Source organism: Marinobacter sp. M3C, assembly GCF_023311895.1.
Classification (GTDB): Bacteria; Pseudomonadota; Gammaproteobacteria; order Pseudomonadales; family Oleiphilaceae; genus Marinobacter.
Genome location: NZ_CP092284.1, coordinates 1,465,836 through 1,490,898, shown reverse-complemented (window position 1 = coordinate 1,490,898; position 25,063 = coordinate 1,465,836). Strand labels below are relative to the sequence as shown.

The window sequence follows — 25,063 nt, the reverse complement described above, 5'->3', positions numbered from 1 at the left end:
TGGCAGACAATGTCACCCAGCTGATTAGCAGAACCAGCGCCAGGCCAGCCGCAACGAGTAGTGCCTGGCAGCTTCATGTGTGTGTGGGTTTGCCATCAGGCTGGCCCGCCAGAGTTGTGAATGAGCGCCGTGAAGGCATAGCCTTGATTATGGTATGTTTTCAGCGGCAACGGCAGCGCGTTTTGTTTTTTGACTTTGCTTCGCAGCCTTCTTGGGACAGATTTATTTTCGAATTAACGATCCGTGTTGGCAGAACTTCCAGTGATGTAATGTCAGCCCACTGGAAACTCGGTAGTCGCATAACGCACGTGAGATTTACGCCGGACCGTTAGGGTGTACCCCAGGGTTAGCGGCCCCAGGCGACCAATCAGCATCACTGCCATAATCACCAGTTGGCCTGCGCTGCCAAGTTCGGCAGTGGTGCCGCGTGACAAACCAACGGTGCCAAAGGCCGATACGGCCTCGAAGGCAATGTCTAAAAAGTCGTCGTCTACTATTATAGCGAGAGCCAGTACCGCAAAGAACACGGTAATCATTCCGATGGTGACCGCAGCCAGTGCCTTCAATACGGTTTCCTGGTGCAGGGAGCGGCGGAAGAAGCTCACGTTCAGATTGCCCCGCAGAAACGAACGGGTGGCGGCCAGCAGAATCACAAAGGTGGAAATTTTTATACCGCTGGCGGTGGAGTTTGGCGCGCCACCAATGAACATTAGCACCAACATCAACGTGCTTGTGCCCGCTGTAAGGGCGCCTATATCCAGCGTGTTGAAGCCTGCGGTGCGCGGGGCAGTGCCTTGGAACCAGGCGGCCAGCAGTTTGTCGCTAAAACCGTCAAGAGCGCCCAGGGTTGCGGGGTTGCCGTATTCCAGCAACAGTATGGCGATGGTGGCCAGCAGGTTGAGCAGCAAAGTGGCGCCCAGAATTATTTTTACGTATACCGACAGCCTCGACCAGCGCCGTTTCTCGATCACTTCCATAACCACGATGTAACCCAGCCCGCCGGTGATAAACAGCGCGGTAACCGTCAGACTGATGCCTGCGTGCCCCACATACGCTGACAAGCTATCTGGCGACAGCGCAAATCCGGCGTTGTTGAACGCGGAAATGGTATAAAAAAGGGCCTGATACAAACCCTCTGTCCAGCCAAATTTGGGTACGAAGAAAATGCTTAACACCGCGACACCGATGAGCTCCGCGGTCAGCGCGAACAGGGCAATAGAGGCTCCTGCCCGCTTGGCGGTTTGCAGTGACACTTCGTTAAAGGCTTCTTTCACCACCACTTGATGGCTTAGGCGCATGCGGAACCCAAGCGCCAATGCGGTTAATACGGCAAACGTCATCAAACCCAATCCGCCGAGCTGAATCAGGATTAAAATAACCACTTGGCCAAACAGCGTGAACTCGCTGCCGGTATCTACTACGGCCAGCCCGGTAACGGTAACCGCAGACGTTGCGGTGAAGGCGGCCTCTAACCAACTGATGGGCGCCTCGGTGGCCAGCGGGAGTTTTAGCAGGCAGGCACCCAAGCCAATCAGAACCAGAAATGATTCTAGCAGCAATCGCGGCGGGTTGATCTGGCGCTTTTTTTGCGAGCCCATGGTGGCGCTGCGTTGTACGAGTAAATCCAGTAGTTTTGACTTCATAGCCGATGAATCAGCGCGCGTAAGTCGTTTAGTTGGCCGCCCAGCACGAGGCGATCGCCACTTTGTATATCCCAGCTTGTATCTGGATGGGTGTGGGCGGTTTTCATCCGTTTGGCGACCAGGGCGCTGACGGGCAAGTTGCCGATCAGATCACCCACAGTTTTGCCAATCAGGTCTTTGGTGGTTTGGAACTCCACCACAAAATAGTCATCACCCAGGCTCAGGTAATCGTGCACCATGGGATAGTTCAGCTCCTGGGAAATGCGCACGCCCATTTCGTGTTCGGGCGAGATAACCCGGGTGGCTCCCAGCCGTTCCAGAATCCGGTGGTGCTGCAGGCTCAACGCTTTTGCCCATATTTTTTTGACGCCCAGTTCGTGCAATTGCAAGGTGGCCAGCATGGTGGCTTCGGCGTTGCGCCCAATCGCCACAACCCCAACGTCGTAGTTGCCAGCGTTCAGTTCAATTAGCGCACTTTCATCGGTGACATCGGCGATAACCGCGTGAGTAATGTCTTGCGCAAGGCGGTCTACCCGCTGTTCGTCAATGTCCAGGCCCAGAACATCGTGGCCTAACCGCGTCATTTCCTGGGCCACGGTGGTGCCAAATACGCCGAGGCCAATAACGATTACCTGCTGCTTTTTGACCATGATCAGGCTTCACTCCAGAGCGGATTTTACGATGGCCACCGGGCCGGGGAAGATATGCCGGGCCACCTCGCGTTATAGTAGGGGAACGCCGAGGAAAATTCCCCACAAACTCTGTGGTCGCTGTCGGCGATTTCCTCAAACGCCCATTCATCCTGCGCGACCAGGATGATTATGTTCAACAACGCGATAGCCTTCATGTCATTTTCCCGAGACGCCCTGACTACTCTTCACGTTATTGCCAAATCCGGCAGCTTTGCGGTGGCCGCGGAGCGCCTTAATCGGGTGCCGTCAGCGGTCAGCTACACCGTCAAAAAACTGGAGGAAGAATTGGGCTTCCCGTTGTTTGACCGCAGCGGGCGCCAGGCCAAACTGACCGCTGCCGGGCAGTATTTTATCGAGCAAAGCCAGTGGATGGTGGATTCCTACGAAGAGCTGGTGCGCAACACCGCGATGATTAGCGCGGGAACGGACGTGTCGTTTTCAGTGGCTATTAACAACATTATCAATCGAGAAGGCTTGGTGGATTTTGTCGGCCAGCTCGACAAGCAGTTTCCGGCTACCCAGGTGAGCGTGAAAACCGAGGTGTATAACGGTTGTTGGGACACGCTTTACGACCGGCGAGCAGATTTGGTAATTGGTGCGCCCCACGCCGCACCGAAAATGGAAGGTATTGTTTGCCAGTCCATCGGCAATATTGACTGGGATTTTGTGGTTGCACGGCAGCATCCGCTGGCCTGGCACACCGAGGTGTTAACCGCGGAAGTTCTGCGCGCTTACCCGGCCATAGTCGTGAAAGATACGTCACTTCACATTTCACCCCAGGATACTTGGTCGCTGGTAGGCCAGAAGATCATTTATGCACCGGAACTGACCACCGCCATTAACATGATCGAGAGCGGCTTGGGCATTGGTTATGTGCCTCATCACCGCATTCGCCAATGGCTGGATGAAGGCCGGGTGCTGAAAAAAGCCATTGTTGAACACAAACAGCCGACTCAGTTGTTTTATGCCTGGCATGCAAATCGCGAGAGCCCGGTTTTACAATGGTGTATTCATTATCTGACCCGGCCTGAAAACCGGGTGCGCTGGTGCTCTTAATCTGCTTGTGACTGAAGTCAACTTTTCGCCCTGGCATCGGGGCGAAAAGTCAAAATCACTCATCAAAAAATTCGATCAATGCCTTTGTTCAAGGTCTCTCCGAAGTCGGTTTTTGATTTTTAAGGCCTCCCCGCAAAATATTTCGCGAGTTCCATTAACGCATCAAAAAAACTGATTTATTCCCTCAACTTTACTCACTGTTGCTGCTTCGCTCGTGGGTCTAGTATCGTCGGTATGCTCACTGTTATGCGTAGAGTTTGCCCACTAACGAAGGGACATAATCATGATGAAAACATTCCAAGCCGATCCGTTTGCCCTGGATTTTGATCCGCAAACCACCGCTCTGGTCGTGATCGACATGCAGCGTGACTTTGTTGAACCCGGCGGATTTGGTGAAGCCCTGGGTAACGATGTATCGCTGGTGCGTACGGCTATCGAACCCTGCAGCCGCGTTCTGCAAGCCGCCCGTGATAACGGCCTGATGGTCATACACACCCGCGAAGGCCACCGGCCGGATCTGACCGACTGCCCACCGGCAAAACTGACCCGCGGCGGCAAAACTTTTATTGGTGAAAAAGGCCCGAAAGGCCGCATTCTGATTCGCGGCGAAGGCGGCCACGATATTATTCCCGAGCTGTACCCTATCGCCGGTGAGCCCATTATCGACAAGCCGGGCAAGGGCGCGTTCTATCAGACCGACCTGCACCTGATTCTGCAAAGCCGCAATATCAAAACGCTGATCGTGTGTGGCGTGACCACCGAAGTGTGCGTGAACACCACCGTACGTGAAGCCAATGATCGCGGTTACGAGTGCATCATTCCTGAAGACTGCACTGGATCCTATTTCCCCGAGTTCCAGAAATACGCGCTGGAAATGATCAAGGCTCAGGGCGCTATTTGTGGCTGGGTAACCACTGCTGACAACATCATCGCTGGCCTGAAGTAGGTTAACGGGATGATCGTCGCCCATAGTCGCGGATATCTGTGCCCCAGCCAGTCGTTTGATGGCCAGGTACATAGCGTGTTTGCCAGGTCGGTGAATATCGCCACCAGCCTGCGCCAGACGCCTTGGGTATCGGTGCTGGACAGTTCTTTGCCGGCAACACCCACCAGCTTTCAATGCAGCTTGGGTGCAGTGGGCAATCTGACGGCAAAACTGCAGGTGGGCGACGGCGCTTTTATGCGTGGTGGCATTATTCGTTTTAAACCGTCACGCAGGGTGCAGATAAACACCTTGGCGGCTCTTAGCTGGCAGCCCGAACCTGCGCTCAGTCAACTTGATCACCCGTTGCTAAAGCGTAATTTGCAGGCGGTCGAGCAAGCGCTGCTGGGCCACCTCGGCAAGGAGACGGGCCAACCCGTAACGGCTTTGGACGACTATCTGAAACTGTCTGGGTTGGCTGTGCCAGAGCGCCTTGGTGCAATTCCGGAAGCGCTGTTTGACAACCTTGGCAAAGGTTGCGGCCTGACGCCAGCGGGTGATGATTTTCTGTTGGGTGTATTGGCGGCGGCCCATGGCCTGCGTCCGCTGTGGCCCCAGGCCGATCAGGTTGTTCAGCGCCTGGCGGCCCCGGGGTTGTTCAACGCCTACCAGACCACTTCGGTCAGTGCCCATTATTTGCAACTGGCCCTGGCCGGTCATTTTTCGCAACCGGTGCAACGGCTGGTCTTCCACCTGTTACAGACCGCAGACGCCACACAGGTGCAGCAGGCTCTGAGCGCCACCTTGGCGATTGGCGCCAGTTCTGGCGCAGACACCAGCGCCGGCATTGTTTACGCCATCGGGCAGCTACTACCGCACTAGATTTAAAAAAAGGTTAGTGCATTAAGACTTTCAAAGAACGGGGTTTTTTATGGCAACGCAACACAAAGTATTTAAAAACTTGTATCAGGATTCGGTATCGCTGATGCAGATCTCCTCCCGCCTGGACAAGATGGAAGGAATTCAAGGCGCTTCGGTGGTCATGGGTACCGAAGCCAACCTGGCGCGCATTGCCGACGCCGGTTTTGGCGAAGGTATTGTTGCTAAACCCAATGATCTGGTCATCGCCGTTCAGGGTGATGCCGAGGCTTGTGAGCAAGCCATTACTGCAGCCGAAGAGGCTTTGACAGCCAAGCCGGACGACAGCGGAACTGGCGACTCCGCGGCACAGCCGCTGACCAGTTTTGCCTTGGGTCTGGAACAGCATCCAGAGGCCAATCTGGCGCTGATTTCAGTGCCTGGCGAATACGCCACCGCCGAAGCCATCAAGGCACTGAACCTCGGCATGAACGTGATGATGTTCAGCGATAACGTGTCGATCGCTGACGAACGCGTTATCAAGCTGTTGGCGGTCGAAAAAAACCTGATGGTGATGGGCCCGGATTGCGGTACCGCCATTGTTAATGGCGTTCCTCTGGGCTTTGCCAATGTGGTTCGCCGCGGCGCTATAGGCGTGGTAGCCGCTTCCGGCACTGGCCTGCAGGAAGCGACCTGTCGCATTCACCAGCTCGGTGAAGGTGTGTCTCAGGCGCTGGGTACTGGCGGCCACGATTTGCATCAGGATGTGGGTGGGCTGTCTATGTTGCACGGCCTGCAAGCGCTGGCAGACGACTCGCAAACCGACGTCATTGTGTTGATTTCCAAGCCGCCCGCGCAGGCCATTGCCGATAAGATTCTGGCCCGGGCAGCCGCCATCGCCAAACCGGTGGTGGTGAACTTTCTGGGGCAGGGCAGCCCGAATGTGAATCCTGAGGGCGTGTTTTTTGCTGACTCCCTGGCCCACTCGGCCGAAGTGGCCGTCGCTCTTTACCGCAAGCAGCCTGTTCCCGAAGCCCGGCAAAGCAGCGAATCCGACAAGCATCAAGCGGCAGGTCTGGCCAGCCGTTTAAATCCCCAGCAGCGCTATATTCGCGGCGTATTTGCTGGCGGCACCTTCTGCTACGAAGCGCAAATCATCGCCTCCGGTTACGGCATTCAGGCATTTTCCAATACGCCATCGAAAGGCAACAGCCCGCTGGCAGACCTCTGGCACAGCCAGGGCCACACCATTATTGACTTGGGTGATGACGACTTCACCCAGGGCCGGCCGCACCCGATGATTGACCCAACGCTGCGCAATCAGCGCTTGTTGCAAGAGGCCCAAGACCCGCAAACGGCTGTGTTGCTGTTCGATCTGGTGTTGGGCTACGGCGCTTCTGAACAACCGTTGACGGATTTGCTGACGGTGATTGAACAGGCGCAACAGCAGGCAGCGCCGCCGGTGATGATTGCCCACGTGTGTGGCACAGATGCTGATCCGCAGTCGCGGCAGCAGATTCAACAGGCGTTGACCGATGCGGGCGTGCAATTGGCAGACAGTAACGCCGATGCGGCACACCTGGCGGCCCGCATTGTTTCCGGGCTTTAAGGTTGTTTTGCCCTGTTTCCATTTTTTAGCTGAAAGGTGAGCACAGTGAACGCACTCTTTACACAGCAACTGACGGTTCTTAACGCCGGTTTGCAGAGTTTTGCCGACAATATTACCCGCGCCGGTGGTACCGCCGTTGCGCTGAGTTGGCAGCCACCCGGCGGCGGCGACCGCGCCGGCGGTATGGTGTTGGCGAACTTGTTGAACCAACCAGAAATTGAAGCCGCCAATCAACAGGCCATGGAGCAGTATTTGACCGCCCAGCCCATGTTGGTTGACGTGATGCGCGCGGGCGATGCTATTCCGGCATTGGCCGAGCACAAACGCATTCTGCACGCAGGCCCCCCCATTGCCTGGCCGGATATGTGTGGCCCGGTGCAGGGCGCCATTCTCGGCGCCATTTTGTACGAGCAGTGGGCAGACACTCTGGAGCAGGCGGAAGCGCTGATCCAACAGGGCGAGGTGAGTTTTGAACCTTGCCACCACTACGATGCCGTTGCCCCTATGGCCGGCATTATCAGCCGCTCCATGCCGCTGTGGGTTATTGAAAACGCCGAAAACCATCAGCGCGTGTTCTGCAACTTTAACGAAGGGCTGGGTAAGGTGCTGCGCTTTGGTGCCAACGGTGCCGAAGTGATTGAACGCTTGCAGTGGATGGGTACGGAACTGGCAGATGCCATGAAAGCGATGCTGGCCGAATCTGGCCCCATCGAGCTAAAGCCGATTATGGCTCAGGCCCTGCACATGGGTGATGAGGTGCATAACCGCAACATCGCTGCTACCGGCCTGCTGTTGAAGCAACTGCTGCCGGCTCTGTTGCGCACGGCCTTACCGGCTGACCAGATTCAGCGGGTGGTGAGCTTTATCACCGCTAATGATCACTTCTTCCTGAACCTGTCGATGGCTGCGTGCAAGAGCATGCTCAAAGCCGCCGAAGGCGTGCCCCACAGCACCATGGTGACGGTGATGGCGCGTAACGGCGTGAACTTTGGTATTCGCCTGTCTGGCACCGGTGACACCTGGTTTCAGGCGCCGGCCAACCCGGTAAACGGTCTGTTCTTCCCCGGCTACGGGGTAGAGGATGCGGCAGCGGATCTGGGCGACAGCGCGATCACTGAAACCGCGGGCGTGGGCGGTTTTGCCATGGCGTCTTCGCCGGCCATTGTTAAGTTTGTAGGTGGCACCCCCGCCGATGCGACCCAAAACAGCCGTTCCATGCAGCGCATTACCCTGGGCGGCAACCCGGCCTTCACCCTGCCAGCGCTGAATTTTGCACCCACCGCTGCGGGTATAGACGCGCGCAAAGTGGTGGACAGCTCCATTCTACCCATCATCAACACCGGCATTGCCCACAAGAAAGCCGGCGTGGGCCAGATTGGCGCCGGCATTACCACCGCCCCCATGCAGTGCTTTGTGGATGGCTTAAGCGAACTGGCTCGGCAGCTAGGCCACTAGGAGAACACCATGACCAACAAACCACTTGCGATTGTCGCCTTTGGTGGCAACGCCCTGATTGATGATGACGCCCGTTGCTCAATAAACGACCAGTACCAGACGGTCAGTAACAGCGCAAAGTATCTGGTGGATTTGATCGAGCAGGGCTGGTCACTGGTGCTTACCCACGGCAACGGCCCCCAGGTTGGCTTTATTTTACGCCGCTCGGAGCTGGCAGCTCACGAGGTAGACCCGGTACCGGTGGATTACGCTGTGGGGGACACCCAGGGCGCCATAGGTTACATGTTCCAGAAAGCGTTAATGAACGAATTGCAGCGCCGCAATCTGCAGCGCCCGGTGGTCACCCTAGTGACCCAAACCCGGGTTAGCCGTCAGGATCCGGCGTTTGCCAAACCGAACAAACCTATTGGCGCTTTCATGAAAAAAGAAGTGGCCGAGCAGTGTGCCGCCGAACTGGGCTGGACCATTATGGAAGATTCCGGCCGTGGTTGGCGCCGCTGTGTGGCCAGCCCCCAGCCTCAGGAAATTATTGAAATAGAAAGCATCCGCACCTTACTGGACTGCGGCTCGCTGGTGATTGCCTGTGGTGGTGGCGGCATTCCGGTTGAGCGCGACGCCGAGGGCAATTTGCACGGCGTAGAAGCGGTGATTGATAAAGACGTGTCTTCGGCGTTGCTGGCCAGTGAGTTGGGCGCAGACATGCTGATTATTCCCACCGGTGTAGAAAAAGTAGCCATTAACTTTGGTCAGCCTAACGAGCAATGGTTAGACAATCTGACGCCTTCCGAAGCCCGCGCGCTCAGCGAACAGGGTCAGTTCGGTGAAGGCTCAATGAAGCCAAAAGTAGACGCTTTGCTACAGTTTTTGCAGGGCAACCCGCAAGGTAAAGGCCTGATCACCAAGGCCAGCACCCTGATGCAAGCTATTGGCGGCCATACCGGCACCTGGATTTCAAACCATTCTTCGGAGCAATCTAATGACTGATACCACCTTGCTGGCCGTGAACGGCACCTTGATGCGCGGCCTGAAATTGAATCCGAACCTGACCAATGCCGGCGGCGTTTTTGTGCGCGAAGATAAAACCGACGGCCACTACCGCCTGTGGTCCATCAACGATGATCACCCAGCAATGATTCGCACCATAGAGCCTGGCAGCCAGGTAGAACTGGAAGTCTGGGAGTTACCACTGGCGGCGTTTGCCACCGTGCTCAGCAACGAGCCGGCAGGTCTGTCCATCGGTAAGGTAAAGCTTGAAGACGGCAGCGAAGTGCTGGGCGTTCTGGGCGAACCCTGGCTGGTAGACGGGCAGCGTGAAATCACCGAAACCGGCGGCTGGCGCAACTACACAGAAGGTAAGTAAACATGAGCAGAGCAGCGGACACCTCAACCAATACGGCCTCTGGCTTTCAGGTGGCCATCATTCTTTTGGGCATACTGGCCACTCCTGTGTTGCTGGCGTCGTCCAGCCTTGGCAGCCAGCTTACCTTAGGCAAAGCGGCGGTGGCGATTGCGGTCGGAAGTCTGATTCTGGCGGTATTGGCGGCCATCAATATATCGATAGGTGAGCGCGCGCGCATACCTACTTATGGCATCGTCAAATTTTCATTTGGCCGTAAAGGCGCCATCGCCATCAATATCGTGATGGCGATCAGCCTGTTCGGATGGATTGCTGTTACTGCCAACACCTTTGGCCAGAGCGCTCAAAACCTGTTTGCGCAGCAATTTGGTCTGGACTTGCCACTGCCGGTGTTTGTCGCCTTTGGCTGCGTGATTTTCGTGGCGTCCACCGCGTTTGGCTTTGAAGTGCTGGGCAAGGTGGCAAAGTTTGCGGTGCCAATTATTGCTTTGTTGATGCTCTTTATTCTTTACCTGGCGTTGACCAGCTCGGTGCCGCCAGCCATCGCAGAGAAGATCAGTGATCTGAGCTTTGGCGCGGCGGTGTCGTCCATCGTTGGTACCATAATTGTGCTGGTGGCCACATCGCCAGACTTTGGCGCTTTTGTGCATAACCGCAAGCATGCCATCATTGCCGGTGTGCTCACCTTTGGCCTGGCCTATCCGATATTGTTCCTGGTAGGCGCGGTGCCTGGCTCCATCACGTCACAGGGTTCACTGCTGGCCGCAATGGCAATTATCAGCACCACGCTGCCGGCCACCATACTGCTGATTTTCGCCTGCATTACCGGCAACGCCGGTAATATGTTCCAAGGCACGCTGGTGGTGTCTACTTTGTTCAGCGCTTTCAAGAAATGGAAGATTACCGTAGCGCTGGGTATTCTGGCTGCGGTGGTCGGCAGCATGGACATTATGGCCTGGTTTATTCCGTTCCTTTTGTTCCTGGGAATCACCACACCGCCCATCTGCGGCATCTACATTGCCGATTACCTGATTAATCGCCGCAAGGGCTATGACGAAACCCGTCTGGAAATGGATTCGGCCATTAAGCCGATGACGTTCGTGGCTTGGGGTGCGGCTTCATTTGTAGGGTTCTGTACGGTGAACGGCTGGTTTACGCTGACCGGTATTCCGTCGGTCGATTCGATTCTTGTGGCGTTTGTAGGGTATTTTTTATTTTCAATCCTTAGCCCTTATCGCGATCTATGATCCACTGCTCCAGGGCGCTGGCCTCCATGGGCTTACTGAGATAGTAACCTTGGATAGTGTCGATGCCCTGTTCCACCAGGAACAGGAACTGTTCTTCGGTTTCCACCCCTTCGGCCAGCACCCTAAAGCCAAGGCTGTGGCCCAAAGCCAAAACGGTTTGGATAATGGCCACGTCATAGGCGTCGTCTGGCAAGTCGTCTATAAACACCTTGTCAATTTTGAGGCAGGTTACCGGCAGGTGCTTGATATGGGCCAGGGACGAATAGCCGGTGCCAAAATCGTCGATGGCCAACAGAACGCCCATGTCCCGCAGCGCCTGTAACAACCCGATGATGCTGTCATCCCGCTCCAGAGCGCCTTCGGTAATCTCGAGTTCCAGCATACTTGCTGGCAATTGATGTTTGGCTAGCAGGTCGCGGATATGGTCGGCGAAACCTAGCACCAGTTGCTGTGGCGCAATGTTCACCGCCACCTGCGGAACAGGGTGGCCTTGGTCGCGCCAGCGGGCCATTTGAGCCATGGCTTTTTCGAGTACCCAGTCGCCCAGTAACCCGATTAACCCAAGCTCTTCGGCCAACGGAATAAACGTGGCGGGTGACATCAACCCGTTCACCGGATGCTGCCAACGCACCAGCGCTTCAACCCCGAGCAGTGCCGCAGTCTTGCAATCTACCTGAGGTTGATAATTCAACGTCAGTTCGTCATTTTGAATTGCCCGGCGAAGCTCGCTGGCCACCTCGAATTTACGTTGCAGGCGCTCGGCCAGCAACGGTGTAAACAGCTCAATGCTGGATGGCCCGCGTTCCTTGGCAAGATACAACGCGGTTTCTGCGGCTTGCATTAGCCCCTGGGCGTCGGTGGCATCTTCGGGGTAGAAACTTATGCCCACGCAAGCGGAGGGAATCAGTTCATGGCCTTCCAGCTTCAGTGGTTTGGCTAGCGCATTGAATAGCGTCTGCACTATAACCGCAATGCCGTCACGGTTTGTGACCTGCTTCAGTACCAGCACAAACTCATCGGCGCCCCAGCGGCACAACAGGCCATTTTTTGGGCAAGCTTCGGTCAGGCGCTGGGCGACCGCTCGCAGAAAGTTATCACCGGTGTGATGGCCCCGCGCATCGTTGAGCAGCTTGAATCGGTCAATGTCCAGAAACACAACGGCCACTCCCGTTACAGCCTGAGCTCTTTCCGTAATCACATGGCTGACTTTGTCCAGGCAGTACTGACGGTTGGGCAAGCCCGTAAGCGGGTCATGGTTCTGAGCAAAAAACAGATTATTTTCGGCTTCTTTGGCTTTGGATACGTCGGAAAAAACCGCCACATAGTTGCGAATACTGCCGTCGTCGTTACGGACTATGGAAATGCTGCCCAGCTGAGGGTAAACCTCGCCATTTTTGCGGCGGTTCCAGATTTCACCTTTCCAACGGTCTTTTTCGCTCAGGGAGCGCCACAACTCATCATAAAAATGAGCCGTGTGAATCCCTGATTGCAGAATCGAAGGGTTATGTCCTATCGCTTCCTGCGAGGTGTAACCGGTAATTTCACAGAACGAGCGGTTAACGGACTGGATCCGTCCATCGGCACCGGCAATAACCACGGCTTCAGACGTCTGGTCCAGAAAGGTTTGGCTGGTAACCGGTTGCTGCTCATGGCGCTGTAAATCCGGCAACTTGATGGAAATTGTTCTGCCGATAAATTCGTACAGCTCCCGCTCCCGCAGGGTTACATTTTTCGGGGTGGTGTGATGACACGTCAGCATGCCCCACAGCCTGCCATTCTGGGTCAGTGAAATGGTCAGAGCAGCTGCTACACCCATATTGCCCAAATATTCCAGGTGAGCCCGTGGCAGCGAACGGTATGCCGAACAGGTCATGTCCAGAGACTGGTCGGTACCGATATCCGGGGCGCCATGCACAGGCACCGTGGCGCACTTTCTGTTGGCTGTCACCGACGTCAGGTTTTGGCTATTAAGCGCCCGGGTCTGGGCTGGAATATCCGACGCCAGAAAACGGTTTCCCAGATAGCTGTTCATTTGCGCTGAACGGCTTTCTGCGATTACTTCGCCATCCCGGTTGTGATCGAACTGATACATCATCACCCGCTCGTAACCGGTCACCTGGCGCACCAGTTCTGCCACTTTCTGGGTGTAACTGTGTAGGTCCTGCTCGCGGTTAAGATGCCACAGCAGGTCCCGTGTGGGTATAAAAACCTGATCGAAAAGCGCGCTCTTATCCTCGGCCTGAACCTGCAGTTCCAGTTCTACCAGCCAGTGGTGGTTGTCATAAGAGACCGCTGCGTTGCAGTTCAACCAGTTGTTGCCCCGGCGCATGTGCAGATTCAGCACGACTGAAGAGCGCCAGTCGCCGAGGCCTTTCAGGCTGCGTATCTGTTCAATGTCGGCGGCGTTGGCGAACTCGTTGAAATTGCGCCCGAGTACTGCGGCGTAAGGTAATTGCAGCAATTCACCGACGTTTTCACTGCAGTACTGGATGAAGAATTGGCTATCGAGTGCCAGTAACACACCCTGGGGTTGAATGGATCCGGTTTGCTGTAACCGCTTTTTTTCTGATTCGGCGGGTTTCTGCGGTGACATGTCCATCCAGAAATTGTGAAATTAAAGAAAATAGGCAGCAGGCGTAAACGCTAACTTATTGTTGATTAGACTTATTTATTATAACAGCGGACCTACAGGTTTGGGTCACAGAATTACTGAATAGTGACTCTAACGTTAGAACAAAAGAGCAGCAAGCCTGGGTGTTCTTATTGGCACCCGGGTTTGGCCCTTATTATCACGGTAGGTTTTCGCGCCAGCGTTTGACTTTCACTTGCGTTTTGACGGCTTCCAGAATTTCCTGAATCATCTCTATCAGCGCCTGGTTGGCCTGGTGCCCTTTGCGCGCTGATTCGCTGTTTGGCAACACAGCTGCCACCAAGTCGCCGATAAATGCGTGATTGGCGCTTGAGGCCAGGTCTTCCAGAATCTGATGAACAATGTTAGCGACAATATCCCCCACCGAGTCTTCCAGGGTGCGGGCGATGGTTCCACCAACCACCGGTAACAGCTTCAAGCGCGACAGTTCGATGTTTTGCTGCAGAGCGTGGTCAACCCGGGTTTCCAGATAGTTGCGCAGGGCACCGCGATTTGGCACATAGCTTTCTGCAGCGGCTTTTGCAACCCGGGCAGACAGCCAGTTACTGATCATTTGCCGTCGCGGATACAGCACCTGCTGTTGAATTCGGCTCACCAGCGGAGAACCCCGGCCGGCTTCGTATTGAATGCCACTGATGACTTTTAGCACGATACGGTCTGAAAGCTCTTCCATGAACGCTTCGTAATAGAAGTTGATGAACTGATAAGCCCGATTCTGGGTAACATCAACGATGCCGTAGCGGTGCAACCGGTGCACAATCGAGATCACGCGCAGCAAGCGTAAAATACGGAAGCCGCCAACCGGTATACAGCCCACCAGGTCGTACCAGTGAATGAACGGGTAGAAGTACCAGCGGCCGTATTCGCGAGTTTTCACCGCGTGAACCCAGCGGACAAAAAATTCCGTCAGGAACACCGCTACAAATAGTAGGTCGTAAAAAATAAAGTTTTCGTGAATCGGCTGATAAGCCGCTTGCAGTGCCGGGAAGATTTCTTTCAAGGTATTTTGAATGGCGACAAAGCTGTAAATCGAATCCCAGATGATGAAGGCCATATTCGCCATCAGCAGGCCCAGCATCAGAAAATCCAGCAGAAACCAGATAAACTCATGGCTGGATCTGAGTTTTTGACGGTTTATATTTAACATGATGAAAGAGGTCCGGCTGGTAACTTGTGATCGTTTTAAAGACGGTTGCCCGCCAAGGTTAGCGCATTTTAGGTGGCTAAACGACTTGCCAGCAGTGGGTAAGCTACACTGCGGCATCTTATAAAATTTCAGGCACACCAGGTTACATAGACCCCTGGCGGCCTAAGAACAGAATTCACTCCATGGCATCACAAACAATTCGGGCCTGCCTGCGGCGCACCGGGCTTGCAATGCTCGCACTGGTTGGCGTGTCAATGCCGGCTTTGGGCCAGCAGGTGAAAGTACAGGTGCAGGGCGATTATCCGCAATTGCAGGATAACGCCGAAGCGTTTATTGGCGATGTGGAAGGGCGCAGCGCCAGCAATCTGAGGCGTTATGCCTCTACCGCGATAAGTCAGGTCAGCGAAGCGCTGCAGGCACTGGGTTATTACAACCCAGAGATCAGCTGGAAGCTGGAGCCGGGCGATGCCGATGCCGCTGACAATCAGCCACGCCTGCTTCTAACCATCGTGCCTGGTGAGCCGGTGCGGGTGAAAACACGGCAAATCGATATTAGCGGGCCGGGGGCAGAAGACTCCAAATTTAGTGGCAACCTGCCGGCCAAGCCGGCGTTGGGCGACGTGCTTAATCATGGCGAATACAACGCCCTGCGTGACACTTTCCCTACCCGTGCCCGCCGCCGCGGTTATTTTGACGGCAAACTGACCACTCATGCACTGATCGTAAACCCGCAAACCCTCGAAGCCGACATTGCGCTAGCGTATGACAGCGGTGAGCGCTATCGCCTGGGCGAGGTTGCCTTTGCCGAAGGCCACTGGTTTGAGTTAGAACTTCTGGACAAGTTTGTCAGTTTTGAGCCGGGCACCCCCTATCACGCCGATGAAATTGCCAAGCTAAGCAGCAACCTGTCCGCAAGCGGTTATTTTGCCGGGGTTAATATTGACGCCGTGCCAGAGAGTGCGGAAGACGGCGTCATTCCGGTTCGGGTTGAGCTCACCCGTCGGGAGCGTCGCTCCTTGTCTACCGGCGTGGGTTTCTCGACCGACGTAGGGCCGCGTTTCCGTGGTAACTGGCGCGAGCACTGGGTAAACCCGCAGGGTCACAGTCGTGGTGCCGACACCGAACTCGCGCAGCTGCGACAAAGCGTCAGCGCCTGGTATGAAATCCCGCTGGACCCTCCAATGACCGACCGCCTGCGTTTCGGTGGCGGTTTGCAGCGTGAAGACATCGAAGATGTTCAATCGGAGCTGGCCACCTTGGGCATGCAGTGGCAGCACCGGTTTGAAACCGACTGGTTACAGATTTTGTCGCTGCGCTGGGAGGGAGAGCGCTATACCATCGGTAACGATGACGAATCCGATATCAGTAGCCTGCTGTTGCCAGGCGCGGGTTATTCCCGGCTGGTTCAGGACTCGGCGCTGGATCCTTCGCAAGGCTACAACCTGCGCTTTGACATCAGCGGTGCTCACCGTGCCTTGCTTTCTACCGCCGACATTCTACACATAAAGGCTTCCGCCAAGGGTTTGACTACCCTGGCGTACAAGCACCGTTTTCTGGCGCGTTTCCAAATCGGCGGCTTAGCGACTAACAGCTTCACGGATGTGCCGCCGTCGTTACGGTTTTTTGCCGGTGGTGACCAGAGTGTGCGTGGTTACGGCTATGAAACCCTGTCGCCACTAAACGCCAACAACGCCACCGAAGGCGGGCGCTATCTGATTGCTGGCAGCGTTGAGTACCAGTACGAGTTTGTTAATAATTGGCGTGCTGCGCTATTTGTCGACCACGGCAACGCCGTTAATAATCTGCTTGACCCACTGGCCACCGGTGCGGGCGTTGGTGTGCGCTGGATAAGCCCGGTAGGGCCGCTGCGGCTGGATCTTGCCAAGGGCCTGAACCCGGAATTCGGCGGTGGCTGGCGCATACACTTTTCCATGGGGCCGGAATTGTGAGTACAGACCAGAGTCAAGAACGGCAACAGCCGCCAACCAAATCCGCAGCCACGAAAAAACCGCGGCACCGGCGCTGGTGGTTTTGGGTGCTCATTGTGGCTGCCATCCTACTGCTCTTGCCGCTTTTGCTGTTGACTTTTGTGCTGCTGGCGCTGCGATCGGAAACCGGCACGGCCTGGGTTATTGAACAGATCCCCGGGCTGGAAGTGCAAGCCGGGCAGGGCTCGTTGTTAGGCCGCTGGCAGGCCACATCCTTAAACTGGCGCGGTTATGGCGTTGATTTGCAATTGCAGGCGCCGGATTTGCAGTGGTCGCCGCAGTGCTTGCTGCAAAAGCGGCTGTGTGTGGACTATCTACGGGTGCAAGCCATAGAGCTGAACCTGCAGCCGTCTGCCGACGAAGGCGATGGCCCCAGATCGGACATCCAGCTGCCCGACATTGGTCTGCCGTTGGGTATTCGTGCTGACCAGATTCGCCTGGGAGAGTTTTTCGTTAACGGCAACAAAGTCTGGGACACGGTAGAATTGGATGCCGGCGGCGCCGGTGAAAGTTGGTTGATAGACCGGGCGTTTTATCAGCTTGACGACATTCAGGTAACCGCATCCGGGCGTGTTCAAACCCGCGGCGACTGGCCGATTGATCTTGAGCTCAGTGCGTCGTTACCACCGCCCTCGGGGGATCACTGGAATATAGACTTGGCTTTGGCTGGCAGCGTGCGCGACCTGCGCGTTAGCGGCAGCAGTCAGGGTTACCTCGACGCAATTCTGGATGGCCGTGTTGAGCTCCTTCAGGCAGACCTGCCCGCTAGCCTGAACATTCGTTCCGATGCATTTTTGGCAGCCCCCTCTTTACCACCAACACTCACGCTGAACAGCCTGAAACTGGCGCTGCAGGGTTCTTTAGCCGACGGTTTTGAAACTAACGCCCAAGCTACTTTGCCCGGTACCACCGGCCCAGTTGAGCTTAACCTGGCTGGAAAAGTGACCACTCAGGGCGCCGACAATATTGAGCTGATACTGGCTGCAGACAACGCCGGGCGCGACGGAATCTTGGCGCTGACCGGCAGCGCAACTTGGCTGCCCGAGCTGGCCGCCGATGCCAATCTAACCATGAACGCCTTTCCCTGGCACACGTTGCTGCCGGATATGCAGGAACCCCCGGTCAACATTGATACCTTGAAGCTGCGTGCAAACTGGCAAGACCAACGCTACACCGCCACGTTGGCGGCTACTGCCGGCGGCCCTGCCGGAGATACCAGCTTGGAGTCGGAACTTGAGGGCGATCTGCAGCAACTCACTATTTCCCGCTTACAGGTGCAAACCGGCGCGGGCACTTTAACGGGTAATGCCAACGTTGGCCTGGCGCAGCCACTATCGTGGCAGGCTACGTTGGAGATGCAGAAATTCAACCCGGGTTATTGGGTGCCGCAATTGCAGGCCAGTCTGGATGGCAGCATTCGTTCCAGTGGCCAGTGGCCAGAATCAGCGAGCATGCCGGAGATGTCGGCAGAGGTAGATCTTGCTGGTTTGTGGCGTGGGCAAACCACCCGTATAAAGGTTAAAGCCAGTGCCGCAGACGGGCTCTGGCAGGTGCCTGAATTAAATGCCGTTATTGGCGATAACACTTTGGTCGGCAAAGGGCAGTGGGGTCAGCAATTACTGGCCGAGCTGGATCTGAATTTGCCTGAGCCGGAAGCGATTCTGGAAAGTCTGCGTGGGCAGGCCAGTGCCCGTTTAACCTTAAAGGGCACGGTACAGCAGCCCCAGGCGGATATTCGGATTTCAGCAACGGCTTTGGCCTGGGAAGACCAGCTGCAACTCGCAGAGATGGAACTCAGCGCCAGCCTTGATGCGGCGGGGGCAATCCGCAGCCGGCTTCAAGCCCGAGGTATTGAAGCCGGTGGCCAGACCGTTGAGCGGGTGGACGCAACGCTGGATGGCACGCGCCAGAATCATGAGCTGGTTCTGGAGATGATTCACCGCGAGGTTGAAGTTCGCTTGGCGCTGGCGGGTGCGGCGGGTGAGCATTGGCAACAATGGCAAGGCGAGCTCAGCCGCGGTGAGGTGCTGGTAACCGGGCAGGACCAACGCTGGCAGCTGCGCCAGCCCGCAGCCCTGTTTTTCAAGGCCGCGACAGGCGGCGCCGAGCCTCTACTGACCGTTGCCGAACATTGCTGGCAGTGGCAACAAAGCGCCTTGTGCGCCGGCGACCAGACCCTGCTGCCGGTGGCAGATGTTCAATACCGCATCATTAACTTGCCGGCGAAGGCGCTGGCGCCATTGTTGCCGGAAAATCTGCGCTGGCAGGCTAATATCAATGGCAGCATCGATTTTTCCATGGGCGCCGGAGGCCCTAGCGGCGCGATTGAGCTGGATGCCGGCGCGGGTGACTTCGAAATTCTGCTAGATGGCGACTGGGAAACCCTGCGCCATAGCGCATTGTCTACCCGCTTGGCGTTGCAGCCGTCTGAGGCGCAGTTAATGTTGGCGTTGGCCGGGCCGAAACTGGGATCACTAAAAGCAGACCTGAGCATTGACCCGGCTACGTCCGAGCGCACCCTTAGCGGCGACTTCCAGCTCAGCGGTATGGACATCGCGCTGTTGGGTATTTTCACTGGGCTGGAAGAGGTATCCGGCCAGATTAACGGCCGGGGTGAGCTGTCTGGGCCGCTAATGCGGCCCGCGGTGAATGGCGAATTAACCCTGTCTGACGGCCGGGTGATTGACCCACGTCTGCCCCTGGCCATGGAGCAAATCAACGTTACCGTTGAAATGCTGGGCTACAACGCCAATATTAACGGTTTGATTCGAGCCAATGAACGCAGCGAGCTGGTGCTTCAGGGCGAGCTTGACTGGCAAAGCGACTTGCCCAGCGGCAGTGTGTCTTTGCGCGGCGAGCGCCTGCCCATCAACATTGAGCCTTACGCCGAGCTGGAAGTAGCGCCGGACTTGACCATCGCCTTTTCCGGCGGGGAATTGTTGGTCAACGGCCGTGTTGACGTGCCCCGTGGAGCTATCGAAATCCGGGGGCTGCCGCCGCGGGCCGTATCGGTGTCTGATGACGAAGTGATTGTGGGGGTTGAAAAACCCGAGCCGGTGATTCGCTCGTTAATGATGGACGTGGTGGTGAACGTAGGCAGCCCCGATGACAAGGTCACGTTTGCGGCGTTCGGCGCGACGGGGGATCTCAGCGGCACCCTGCGCATTGGCAACAATATGGATACCCGCGGCACGTTGCGGCTCAACAACGGTCGCTTTGAGGCTTATGGCCAGGATTTGACCCTGCGTAAAGCCCAGTTGCTGTTTGTAGGCAACCTGAGCCAGCCTTATCTGGAACTGGAAGCTGTGCGCACGGTAGGGTCGGTCGTCGCAGGGCTGCGGTTGAAGGGCCCGGTGCAGTCGCCTGAGACCGAGGTGTTTTCCAGCCCGGAGATGCCGCAAACCGATGTGCTGTCGTACCTGATTCTGGGTCGGGCCCCGCAAAGCCAGCAGGACGACGGCCAAATGAGTCGCGCAGCGCTGTCATTGGGTTTGAACCAGGCCAACAAGATTACCGGCGCGCTGGGCGCAGAGTTTGGCATTCGTGATTTGACCCTTGAAGCCCAGGGCAGCGGAGACCAGACCGCGGTTGTGGCCAGCGGTTATCTGACCGACGAACTCAGCATTCGTTACGGCGTGGGCATTTTTGAGCCGGTGACCACGGTGGCCCTGCGGTACGATTTAGGGCGTTATTTTTATCTTGAGGCCGCCAGCGGTCTGGCGGCCTCGCTGGACATTTTCTATACCCGGGATTTTTAAAAAACGGCTAAAGTACTGTTAAAGCTCGGCGTTCAGTCTGGCCATTTTCAGGCGACAGGCTTCGTCTACAAAATGGCGGAATATACGGCGGTGGCCGCTGTGATAAAGCAGATACTCAGGGTGCCATTGCAGTCCCATTAGCCACTGGCCACGGGTATTTTCGATGGCCTGCACGAACAGATCGTTATCCACCGCCACTACGCGCAGGTCTTGCCCCAGTTTTTTAATGGCTTGGCTGTGGATACGGTTTGCACCGATAACCGGCGCGCGCATGATCTGGCTCAAGCGAGTGTGATCCACCACATTCACGGTTTGCAGAGGCAGCAGCAGCGGGCGATGGCGGGTGTGTTGGCGCAGTGGGGTCACGTTCTGGCACAACGAGCCGCCACGATGCACGTTAATCAACTGTGCGCCGCGGCATATACCCAGCACCGGCAGGTTCAGGATTTCAGCTTCTAACAGCAGGCGCTGGTCGGTTTCATCGCGGCGTTTATCGTAATTCGCCGTTACCATCGGATGCTGCCCATACAGTGCCGGCTGCACGTGAGTGCCGCCGGAAAGCACCAGGCCGTCCAGCAGGCTCACGTTTACCTGGGCGCCGGGGCGTATGTAGTGGGTGCGCGCACCCTGCATGCGCAGCGCCAGCGTAATCAACCGCTGGGCCGGTCCGCGTCGGCGCGGGCCACTGACTCCAATGGTCAGCCCGGGCGGGGAGTCTTGTTCCATCCGTTCAGACATAGCCTTTGTGTTCAAGCCAGTGGTGAATGGTTTCCGGTTTGCTGTGGGTCAGACTGTGCAGGGTGATAGTACCGGAATCGCGAAACTGAGCCCGAAGCTGCGCCAAATCTTCGCTGTTGTTGGCAATGTCGTCCAGTATTACCCAGTCATTCCATACCGAAGAGAAATTCCACTGCGGGTTGTCGATGTCGCAATCCGGTAGCCGGTAATGCAGGGTAGGCCGTTTTTTGATGCGCGGGTCTTGTACATGTCGGGCCAGCAACGGCGCATCCAGATGGGCAAACAGCGGCAGCAGATCCAGTGCGCGGTTTCGGGTGGGGTTGTGCTGCAGGTAGTCTTCCATCAGCTGTTTCAACGATGGCGCGTAGTCGTCTTTCATCAGCAGTTCTGTATAGCGAGCCGCCCAGGGCTCTATGTAGGGCGTAAAACGCCGGCTGACATCCAGTTGATGGCGGTTTTTCAGCCACTCGTACAAGCCTGCAAACGCCTGTAAATAGCGTGTAATGGTGGACGCCTGTAAATCCGGCAGTTCCGGGTTCAGTTGCAGTCCGAAGGCATAATAAATGGACTCGCGGCTGCCCAGAGCACCAAGGCTGCGTAGTTCTTTGATCAGCCGCTCAACCTCTTCCACCTGGGAAAAACCGATGGGCGGCCCGACAATTTCCAGCGGCACAATACGCTCGGCCGCGGCGTCAATCACGTCCATAGCCTGGCCGCCCAGCTCACGCAGGATTTCCGGCACGTCAGCTCCGGTCAGGTCCAGATCTTTAATAGGGTCAGAATCCAGCTCGATCACAAACTCACCCAGCGGTGTATCCACTGCGGTTACGTAGCGCGACCGCGGTTGCGGCGCACCGTTGAGCAGGCTGGCGACTTCGCGCACCAGCGTTTCGTAGCTTAAACCTGAAAGCTCGATTTCCACACCAACCCGGCGCTCTGCTCCGCTGGCAGTGTGAGTTACAGAGGGAATTTTGCAGACGTTCTTTTGCGTCATTATTACACCTTTCAATCAGTCTTAAGCGCTTCAAGCGCGGCTTATAAGGGCAGAATTACCATAGCACATTAGGTGTCTGACGCTGGTAACCGAGCAAGTGGGGGAAATGCCATAAACAGGGTTTACACTGGATAAAACACTGTATATAGTCGAATCACTGTATAAACAAACAGGGTATGTTATGACACAGCGGATCCCAAACATGAAACTCACCGCCAGGCAGTCCCAAGTGCTGGATATCGTCCGCCGCTATCTGGATGAAACCGGGTATCCGCCCACCCGCGCCGAAATTGCAGCTGAGCTGGGTTTCCGCTCCGCCAATGCGGCGGAAGAGCACTTGCGGGCTCTGGCACGCAAAGGTGCCATTGAAATGGTGCCCGGCGCTAGCCGCGGTATTCGCCTGCCAGAAAGCGAGCAGGACCTGGGTTTGCCAGTGATTGGCCAAGTGGCAGCCGGTAGCCCGATTCTGGCTCAGGAGCACGTGGAAGACCACTGCACTTTAAAACCCGGCTTTTTTTCGCCGGCGGCGGATTACCTGCTGCGAGTACGTGGTATGAGCATGAAGAATATCGGTATTCTAGACGGTGACCTGCTGGCAGTACACAGCACTCAGGACGTTCACAACGGCCAGATTGTGGTGGCCAGGGTAGGTGATGAAGTGACGGTGAAGCGCTTCCGTAAAGAAGGTAATAAAGTGTATCTGGTGGCGGAAAACGACGACTTCGCGCCGATTGAAGTGGATCTGACCGAGCAGGATCTGTTCATTGAAGGGTTGGGCGTTGGTGTTATTCGCCGCTCCGACTTGCACTGATCCGTAGCGACAGAAAACCGACATAAAGAAGGGCGGGGAATCATGGAACAACTGAGCTTTAACGGCAATCTTGCATACCAGCAACAGATCGCAGCGCGAGTGGCAGAGCAGGCGCAGCCTGTGCGAGTTCAGCCCCGGCCAGACCCGGTGTGTGCTGGTAACGTCACCGAAATCATCTTGCCCCAGGGTCAGGTGGAAAATTTTCAGCTGTTATTGCCAATGCTGACCCAGCTGAACCAGGAAAAGCGCTGGTTGGCATGGATTGACCCACCTCAGGAGCTGGTCAGCAAATGGCAAAAAATGCACGGTATTGTTGCCGGTGAGCTGCTGGTTTTGCGTTCCAGCGCCGAGCATCCGGCGCGCAAGTTGGCGGAGCGGGCGCTCAGGGTGGGCACATGTCATGCGGTGGTGTTGTGGACCGAAAAGCTGAATAAAACGTGTTTCGAGGCACTTCAGGCGGCATCCGCCGCGGGCAACAGCCACGGCGTCGTTTTGCGTCAGCGTTAGTAAAGAGTATTGCGCCAGCGCTAATAGAGTTCTGCGCTAGCGTTAATGCAGCGTCGGGCTGTGGGGCGCATCAAACCACTCCACGTCGCTGTCGCTAACACTGTCATTGCTATCCCAGTCCAGGTCCTGGGCGCTATCGCCCGCGGCGTCAATGCCTGCCGCAATCATGGCTTTGGCCACTTGCATCTGGCGGTCGTCCATCATGTCTTTGGCTTCTTCGGAAAAACTGATACGCACCAATGGCGCGCCGTCGTCGTCAACGCGGCGCAAAGCGTAATCGCCGTTGCTGAGTTGAATAATTTCAAAAAACGATGGTGACATGATCCGAACCTTTATGTTCGCCAACGAAAAAGTACGCGCGGGGATGTTTTACCACTCGCTGTGTCTTGCTTCCACATCGGCTGAAAATTGCTTTATTGCGCTTAGGCTGGCTTGAACCGATGCCAGCGAACGGTCTGCGCCAACGGCCGCAGTGATGGCAATAATGTTGTCGTTGCTGACGGTTTTTTTTGCCGCAGGTGGCCGGTTCTGCGCGTCTCCAAGTTGCTCCAAATGGTTCCACCAACTATCAGCGTTGGTTTGTAATACCAGCAGTTGCTGAACTTCCGGCGCAGCGGCTCCGATCAATTTGCCCAGTTGGTCAATGCTCTGGGGTTGCCCTTTGCGTTGCTGATAACACACTGCCAGGGTATACAGCAGCAGCGTTCTCGATCGCAGCATGAGTTCAATGGCACCTTGTTTGCAGGCTTCCTGCTGTAAGGGCTGATTGCTGTTAACAGCAAGTCGTAATAATGTCTGCGCCAGTGCCAGTTTGCCGGCAAGATGGGAATGCCACGCTGCTGCCATATACCCTCGCAACTGTTTCTGCTGTTAATGTTGGCGTAATTGGCCCTGTGAAATTCACCAGCACCGAAATTCGCTGAAACCTGAAATAAGCCAAGTATTATAACAGTTTCAAAGCCGCGTTGTCCGCTGTCTACTTCCGTTTTGAAAATTTGCCTGAACAATCAAAAACCGCCTAAAAAATCGTAGCTGTGTCTTGAAATATCCGTTCAAATCAAACAACAAATATCTGAGATGTTTACCGGGGTTAGGTCATGGCGATTCACCGCGGCTGCCGTACGTCGTGCTATGCGTCGCTAAGGTGTAACATGGTTAAGTGTAAGTACACTGGGCTTCGCACCCGGTTGCAGATCACTGAACAGGAGCAATGAACTATGGCCGCAGACCATCCTGCAATGGCACATCTGGACCAGCTGCTCGAGCACATGCAGCAGGCGCTGAAAGACCAGGATTGGGAGCTGATTAGCCGCCTAAATCCAGAGATGAAGCCCGCTATAGAACCCTTGCTTGAAGCGTTGGAACAAGGGCAACTGCCGGCTGAAACCGTGCGCAGTCAACTACAACGGGTGCAGGAGTTTGTCGACGCCGCTGATAGCTCTGCCCGCCAGGCCAAGGCCGCAGCGCAGCTCGAATTGAAAGAAGTCAACCGCAACAGCAGCGCAGCGAAAGCCTACCATAAGGTGTCCTCGTCCCGGCCTTGAGCCAGGCACACACTAACTCAGCGGTCGAATTGCGTGAAGCGCCAGATCGCCGGCGCGTGTGAACGAGATTTTGTGGGGTTTGGCGTC

At 56.0% G+C, this 25,063-nt stretch carries 21 protein-coding genes; 13 read left to right on the top strand and 8 right to left on the bottom strand.

Features of this window, described 5'->3' with window-relative positions:
* Positions 1-272: 272 nt before the first annotated feature.
* Together MIH18_RS06710 and MIH18_RS06705 are read right to left on the bottom strand one after the other, a co-directional pair.
* The gene (locus tag MIH18_RS06710; RefSeq protein WP_249007991.1) at positions 273-1,643 is read right to left on the bottom strand and encodes a TrkH family potassium uptake protein; all 1,371 of its coding nucleotides are present in this window, start codon (positions 1,641-1,643) and stop codon (positions 273-275) included.
* The gene (locus MIH18_RS06705) at positions 1,640-2,293 is read right to left on the bottom strand and encodes an NAD-binding protein (RefSeq protein WP_249007992.1); all 654 of its coding nucleotides are present in this window, start codon (positions 2,291-2,293) and stop codon (positions 1,640-1,642) included. Before MIH18_RS06705 ends, MIH18_RS06710 begins: the two co-directional genes overlap by 4 nt.
* A gap of 171 nt (positions 2,294-2,464) precedes the next feature.
* Here MIH18_RS06705 and MIH18_RS06700 point away from each other — a divergent pair, with 171 nt between their 5' ends.
* The 8 genes from MIH18_RS06700 (at position 2,465) to MIH18_RS06665 (ending at position 10,839) form a co-directional block, all read left to right on the top strand.
* Positions 2,465-3,391: a LysR substrate-binding domain-containing protein gene (locus tag MIH18_RS06700; RefSeq protein WP_249007993.1), complete on the top strand. Its 927-nt coding sequence runs from the start codon at positions 2,465-2,467 to the stop codon at positions 3,389-3,391.
* Positions 3,392-3,677: 286 nt separating this feature from the next.
* Positions 3,678-4,337, top strand: coding sequence for a cysteine hydrolase (locus MIH18_RS06695; RefSeq protein ID WP_249008954.1), 660 nt, complete (start codon positions 3,678-3,680; stop codon positions 4,335-4,337).
* Between the two features lie 9 nt (positions 4,338-4,346).
* Entirely contained in the window at positions 4,347-5,195 is an 849-nt protein-coding gene (locus MIH18_RS06690; protein WP_249007994.1) for a DUF2877 domain-containing protein, read from the top strand.
* Positions 5,196-5,244: 49 nt separating this feature from the next.
* The gene (gene fdrA / locus MIH18_RS06685; protein WP_249007995.1) at positions 5,245-6,780 is read left to right on the top strand and encodes an acyl-CoA synthetase FdrA; all 1,536 of its coding nucleotides are present in this window, start codon (positions 5,245-5,247) and stop codon (positions 6,778-6,780) included.
* Positions 6,781-6,825: 45 nt separating this feature from the next.
* On the top strand, positions 6,826-8,235 hold the full coding sequence (locus tag MIH18_RS06680) for a DUF1116 domain-containing protein (RefSeq protein ID WP_249007996.1): 1,410 nt from the start codon (positions 6,826-6,828) through the stop codon (positions 8,233-8,235).
* Between the two features lie 9 nt (positions 8,236-8,244).
* A complete protein-coding gene (arcC, locus tag MIH18_RS06675; RefSeq protein WP_249007997.1) occupies positions 8,245-9,219 on the top strand; it encodes a carbamate kinase in 975 nt (324 codons plus the stop codon).
* Positions 9,212-9,595: a hypothetical protein gene (locus MIH18_RS06670; protein ID WP_249007998.1), complete on the top strand. Its 384-nt coding sequence runs from the start codon at positions 9,212-9,214 to the stop codon at positions 9,593-9,595. Before arcC ends, MIH18_RS06670 begins: the two co-directional genes overlap by 8 nt.
* 2 nt (positions 9,596-9,597) lie before the next feature.
* On the top strand, positions 9,598-10,839 hold the full coding sequence (locus MIH18_RS06665; RefSeq protein WP_249007999.1) for a cytosine permease: 1,242 nt from the start codon (positions 9,598-9,600) through the stop codon (positions 10,837-10,839).
* Here the strand turns inward: MIH18_RS06665 and MIH18_RS06660 are convergent.
* Both MIH18_RS06660 and MIH18_RS06655 read right to left on the bottom strand, forming a co-directional pair.
* A complete protein-coding gene (locus MIH18_RS06660) occupies positions 10,817-13,432 on the bottom strand; it encodes an EAL domain-containing protein (RefSeq protein WP_249008000.1) in 2,616 nt (871 codons plus the stop codon). The two genes, MIH18_RS06665 and MIH18_RS06660, sit on opposite strands and share 23 nt — an antisense overlap.
* A gap of 196 nt (positions 13,433-13,628) precedes the next feature.
* Positions 13,629-14,636, bottom strand: coding sequence for a hypothetical protein (locus MIH18_RS06655; RefSeq protein WP_249008001.1), 1,008 nt, complete (start codon positions 14,634-14,636; stop codon positions 13,629-13,631).
* Between the two features lie 182 nt (positions 14,637-14,818).
* On the opposite strand from MIH18_RS06655, the gene MIH18_RS06650 reads away from it, so the two are divergent.
* Both MIH18_RS06650 and MIH18_RS06645 read left to right on the top strand, forming a co-directional pair.
* Positions 14,819-16,585: an autotransporter assembly complex family protein gene (locus MIH18_RS06650; protein ID WP_249008002.1), complete on the top strand. Its 1,767-nt coding sequence runs from the start codon at positions 14,819-14,821 to the stop codon at positions 16,583-16,585.
* A gap of 95 nt (positions 16,586-16,680) precedes the next feature.
* Entirely contained in the window at positions 16,681-20,382 is a 3,702-nt protein-coding gene (locus tag MIH18_RS06645) for a translocation/assembly module TamB domain-containing protein (protein WP_249008003.1), read from the top strand.
* 18 nt (positions 20,383-20,400) lie between these two features.
* Here the strand turns inward: MIH18_RS06645 and MIH18_RS06640 are convergent, their stop codons facing one another.
* Together MIH18_RS06640 and MIH18_RS06635 are read right to left on the bottom strand one after the other, a co-directional pair.
* Positions 20,401-21,120: a type 1 glutamine amidotransferase gene (locus MIH18_RS06640; RefSeq protein ID WP_249008004.1), complete on the bottom strand. Its 720-nt coding sequence runs from the start codon at positions 21,118-21,120 to the stop codon at positions 20,401-20,403.
* The gene (locus tag MIH18_RS06635; protein WP_249008005.1) at positions 21,113-22,114 is read right to left on the bottom strand and encodes an amidoligase family protein; all 1,002 of its coding nucleotides are present in this window, start codon (positions 22,112-22,114) and stop codon (positions 21,113-21,115) included. Before MIH18_RS06635 ends, MIH18_RS06640 begins: the two co-directional genes overlap by 8 nt.
* Before the next feature lie 202 nt (positions 22,115-22,316).
* Here MIH18_RS06635 and lexA point away from each other — a divergent pair, with 202 nt between their 5' ends.
* Together lexA and MIH18_RS06625 are read left to right on the top strand one after the other, a co-directional pair.
* Complete coding sequence (gene lexA, locus MIH18_RS06630; RefSeq protein ID WP_007348730.1) at positions 22,317-22,925, top strand: transcriptional repressor LexA; 609 nt, start codon at positions 22,317-22,319, stop codon at positions 22,923-22,925.
* A 42-nt stretch (positions 22,926-22,967) separates the two neighbouring features.
* The gene (locus tag MIH18_RS06625; protein ID WP_249008006.1) at positions 22,968-23,432 is read left to right on the top strand and encodes a SulA-like leucine-rich domain-containing protein; all 465 of its coding nucleotides are present in this window, start codon (positions 22,968-22,970) and stop codon (positions 23,430-23,432) included.
* A 42-nt stretch (positions 23,433-23,474) separates the two neighbouring features.
* Here the strand turns inward: MIH18_RS06625 and MIH18_RS06620 are convergent, their stop codons facing one another.
* Both MIH18_RS06620 and MIH18_RS06615 read right to left on the bottom strand, forming a co-directional pair.
* Positions 23,475-23,753: a hypothetical protein gene (locus MIH18_RS06620; protein ID WP_249008007.1), complete on the bottom strand. Its 279-nt coding sequence runs from the start codon at positions 23,751-23,753 to the stop codon at positions 23,475-23,477.
* 48 nt (positions 23,754-23,801) lie between these two features.
* Entirely contained in the window at positions 23,802-24,278 is a 477-nt protein-coding gene (locus tag MIH18_RS06615) for a DUF6586 family protein (RefSeq protein ID WP_249008008.1), read from the bottom strand.
* A gap of 371 nt (positions 24,279-24,649) precedes the next feature.
* On the opposite strand from MIH18_RS06615, the gene MIH18_RS06610 reads away from it, so the two are divergent.
* Positions 24,650-24,976, top strand: a complete 327-nt coding sequence (locus MIH18_RS06610; protein WP_249008009.1) for an SOS cell division inhibitor — start codon at positions 24,650-24,652, stop codon at positions 24,974-24,976.
* The last annotated feature ends 87 nt before the right edge of the window (positions 24,977-25,063 follow it).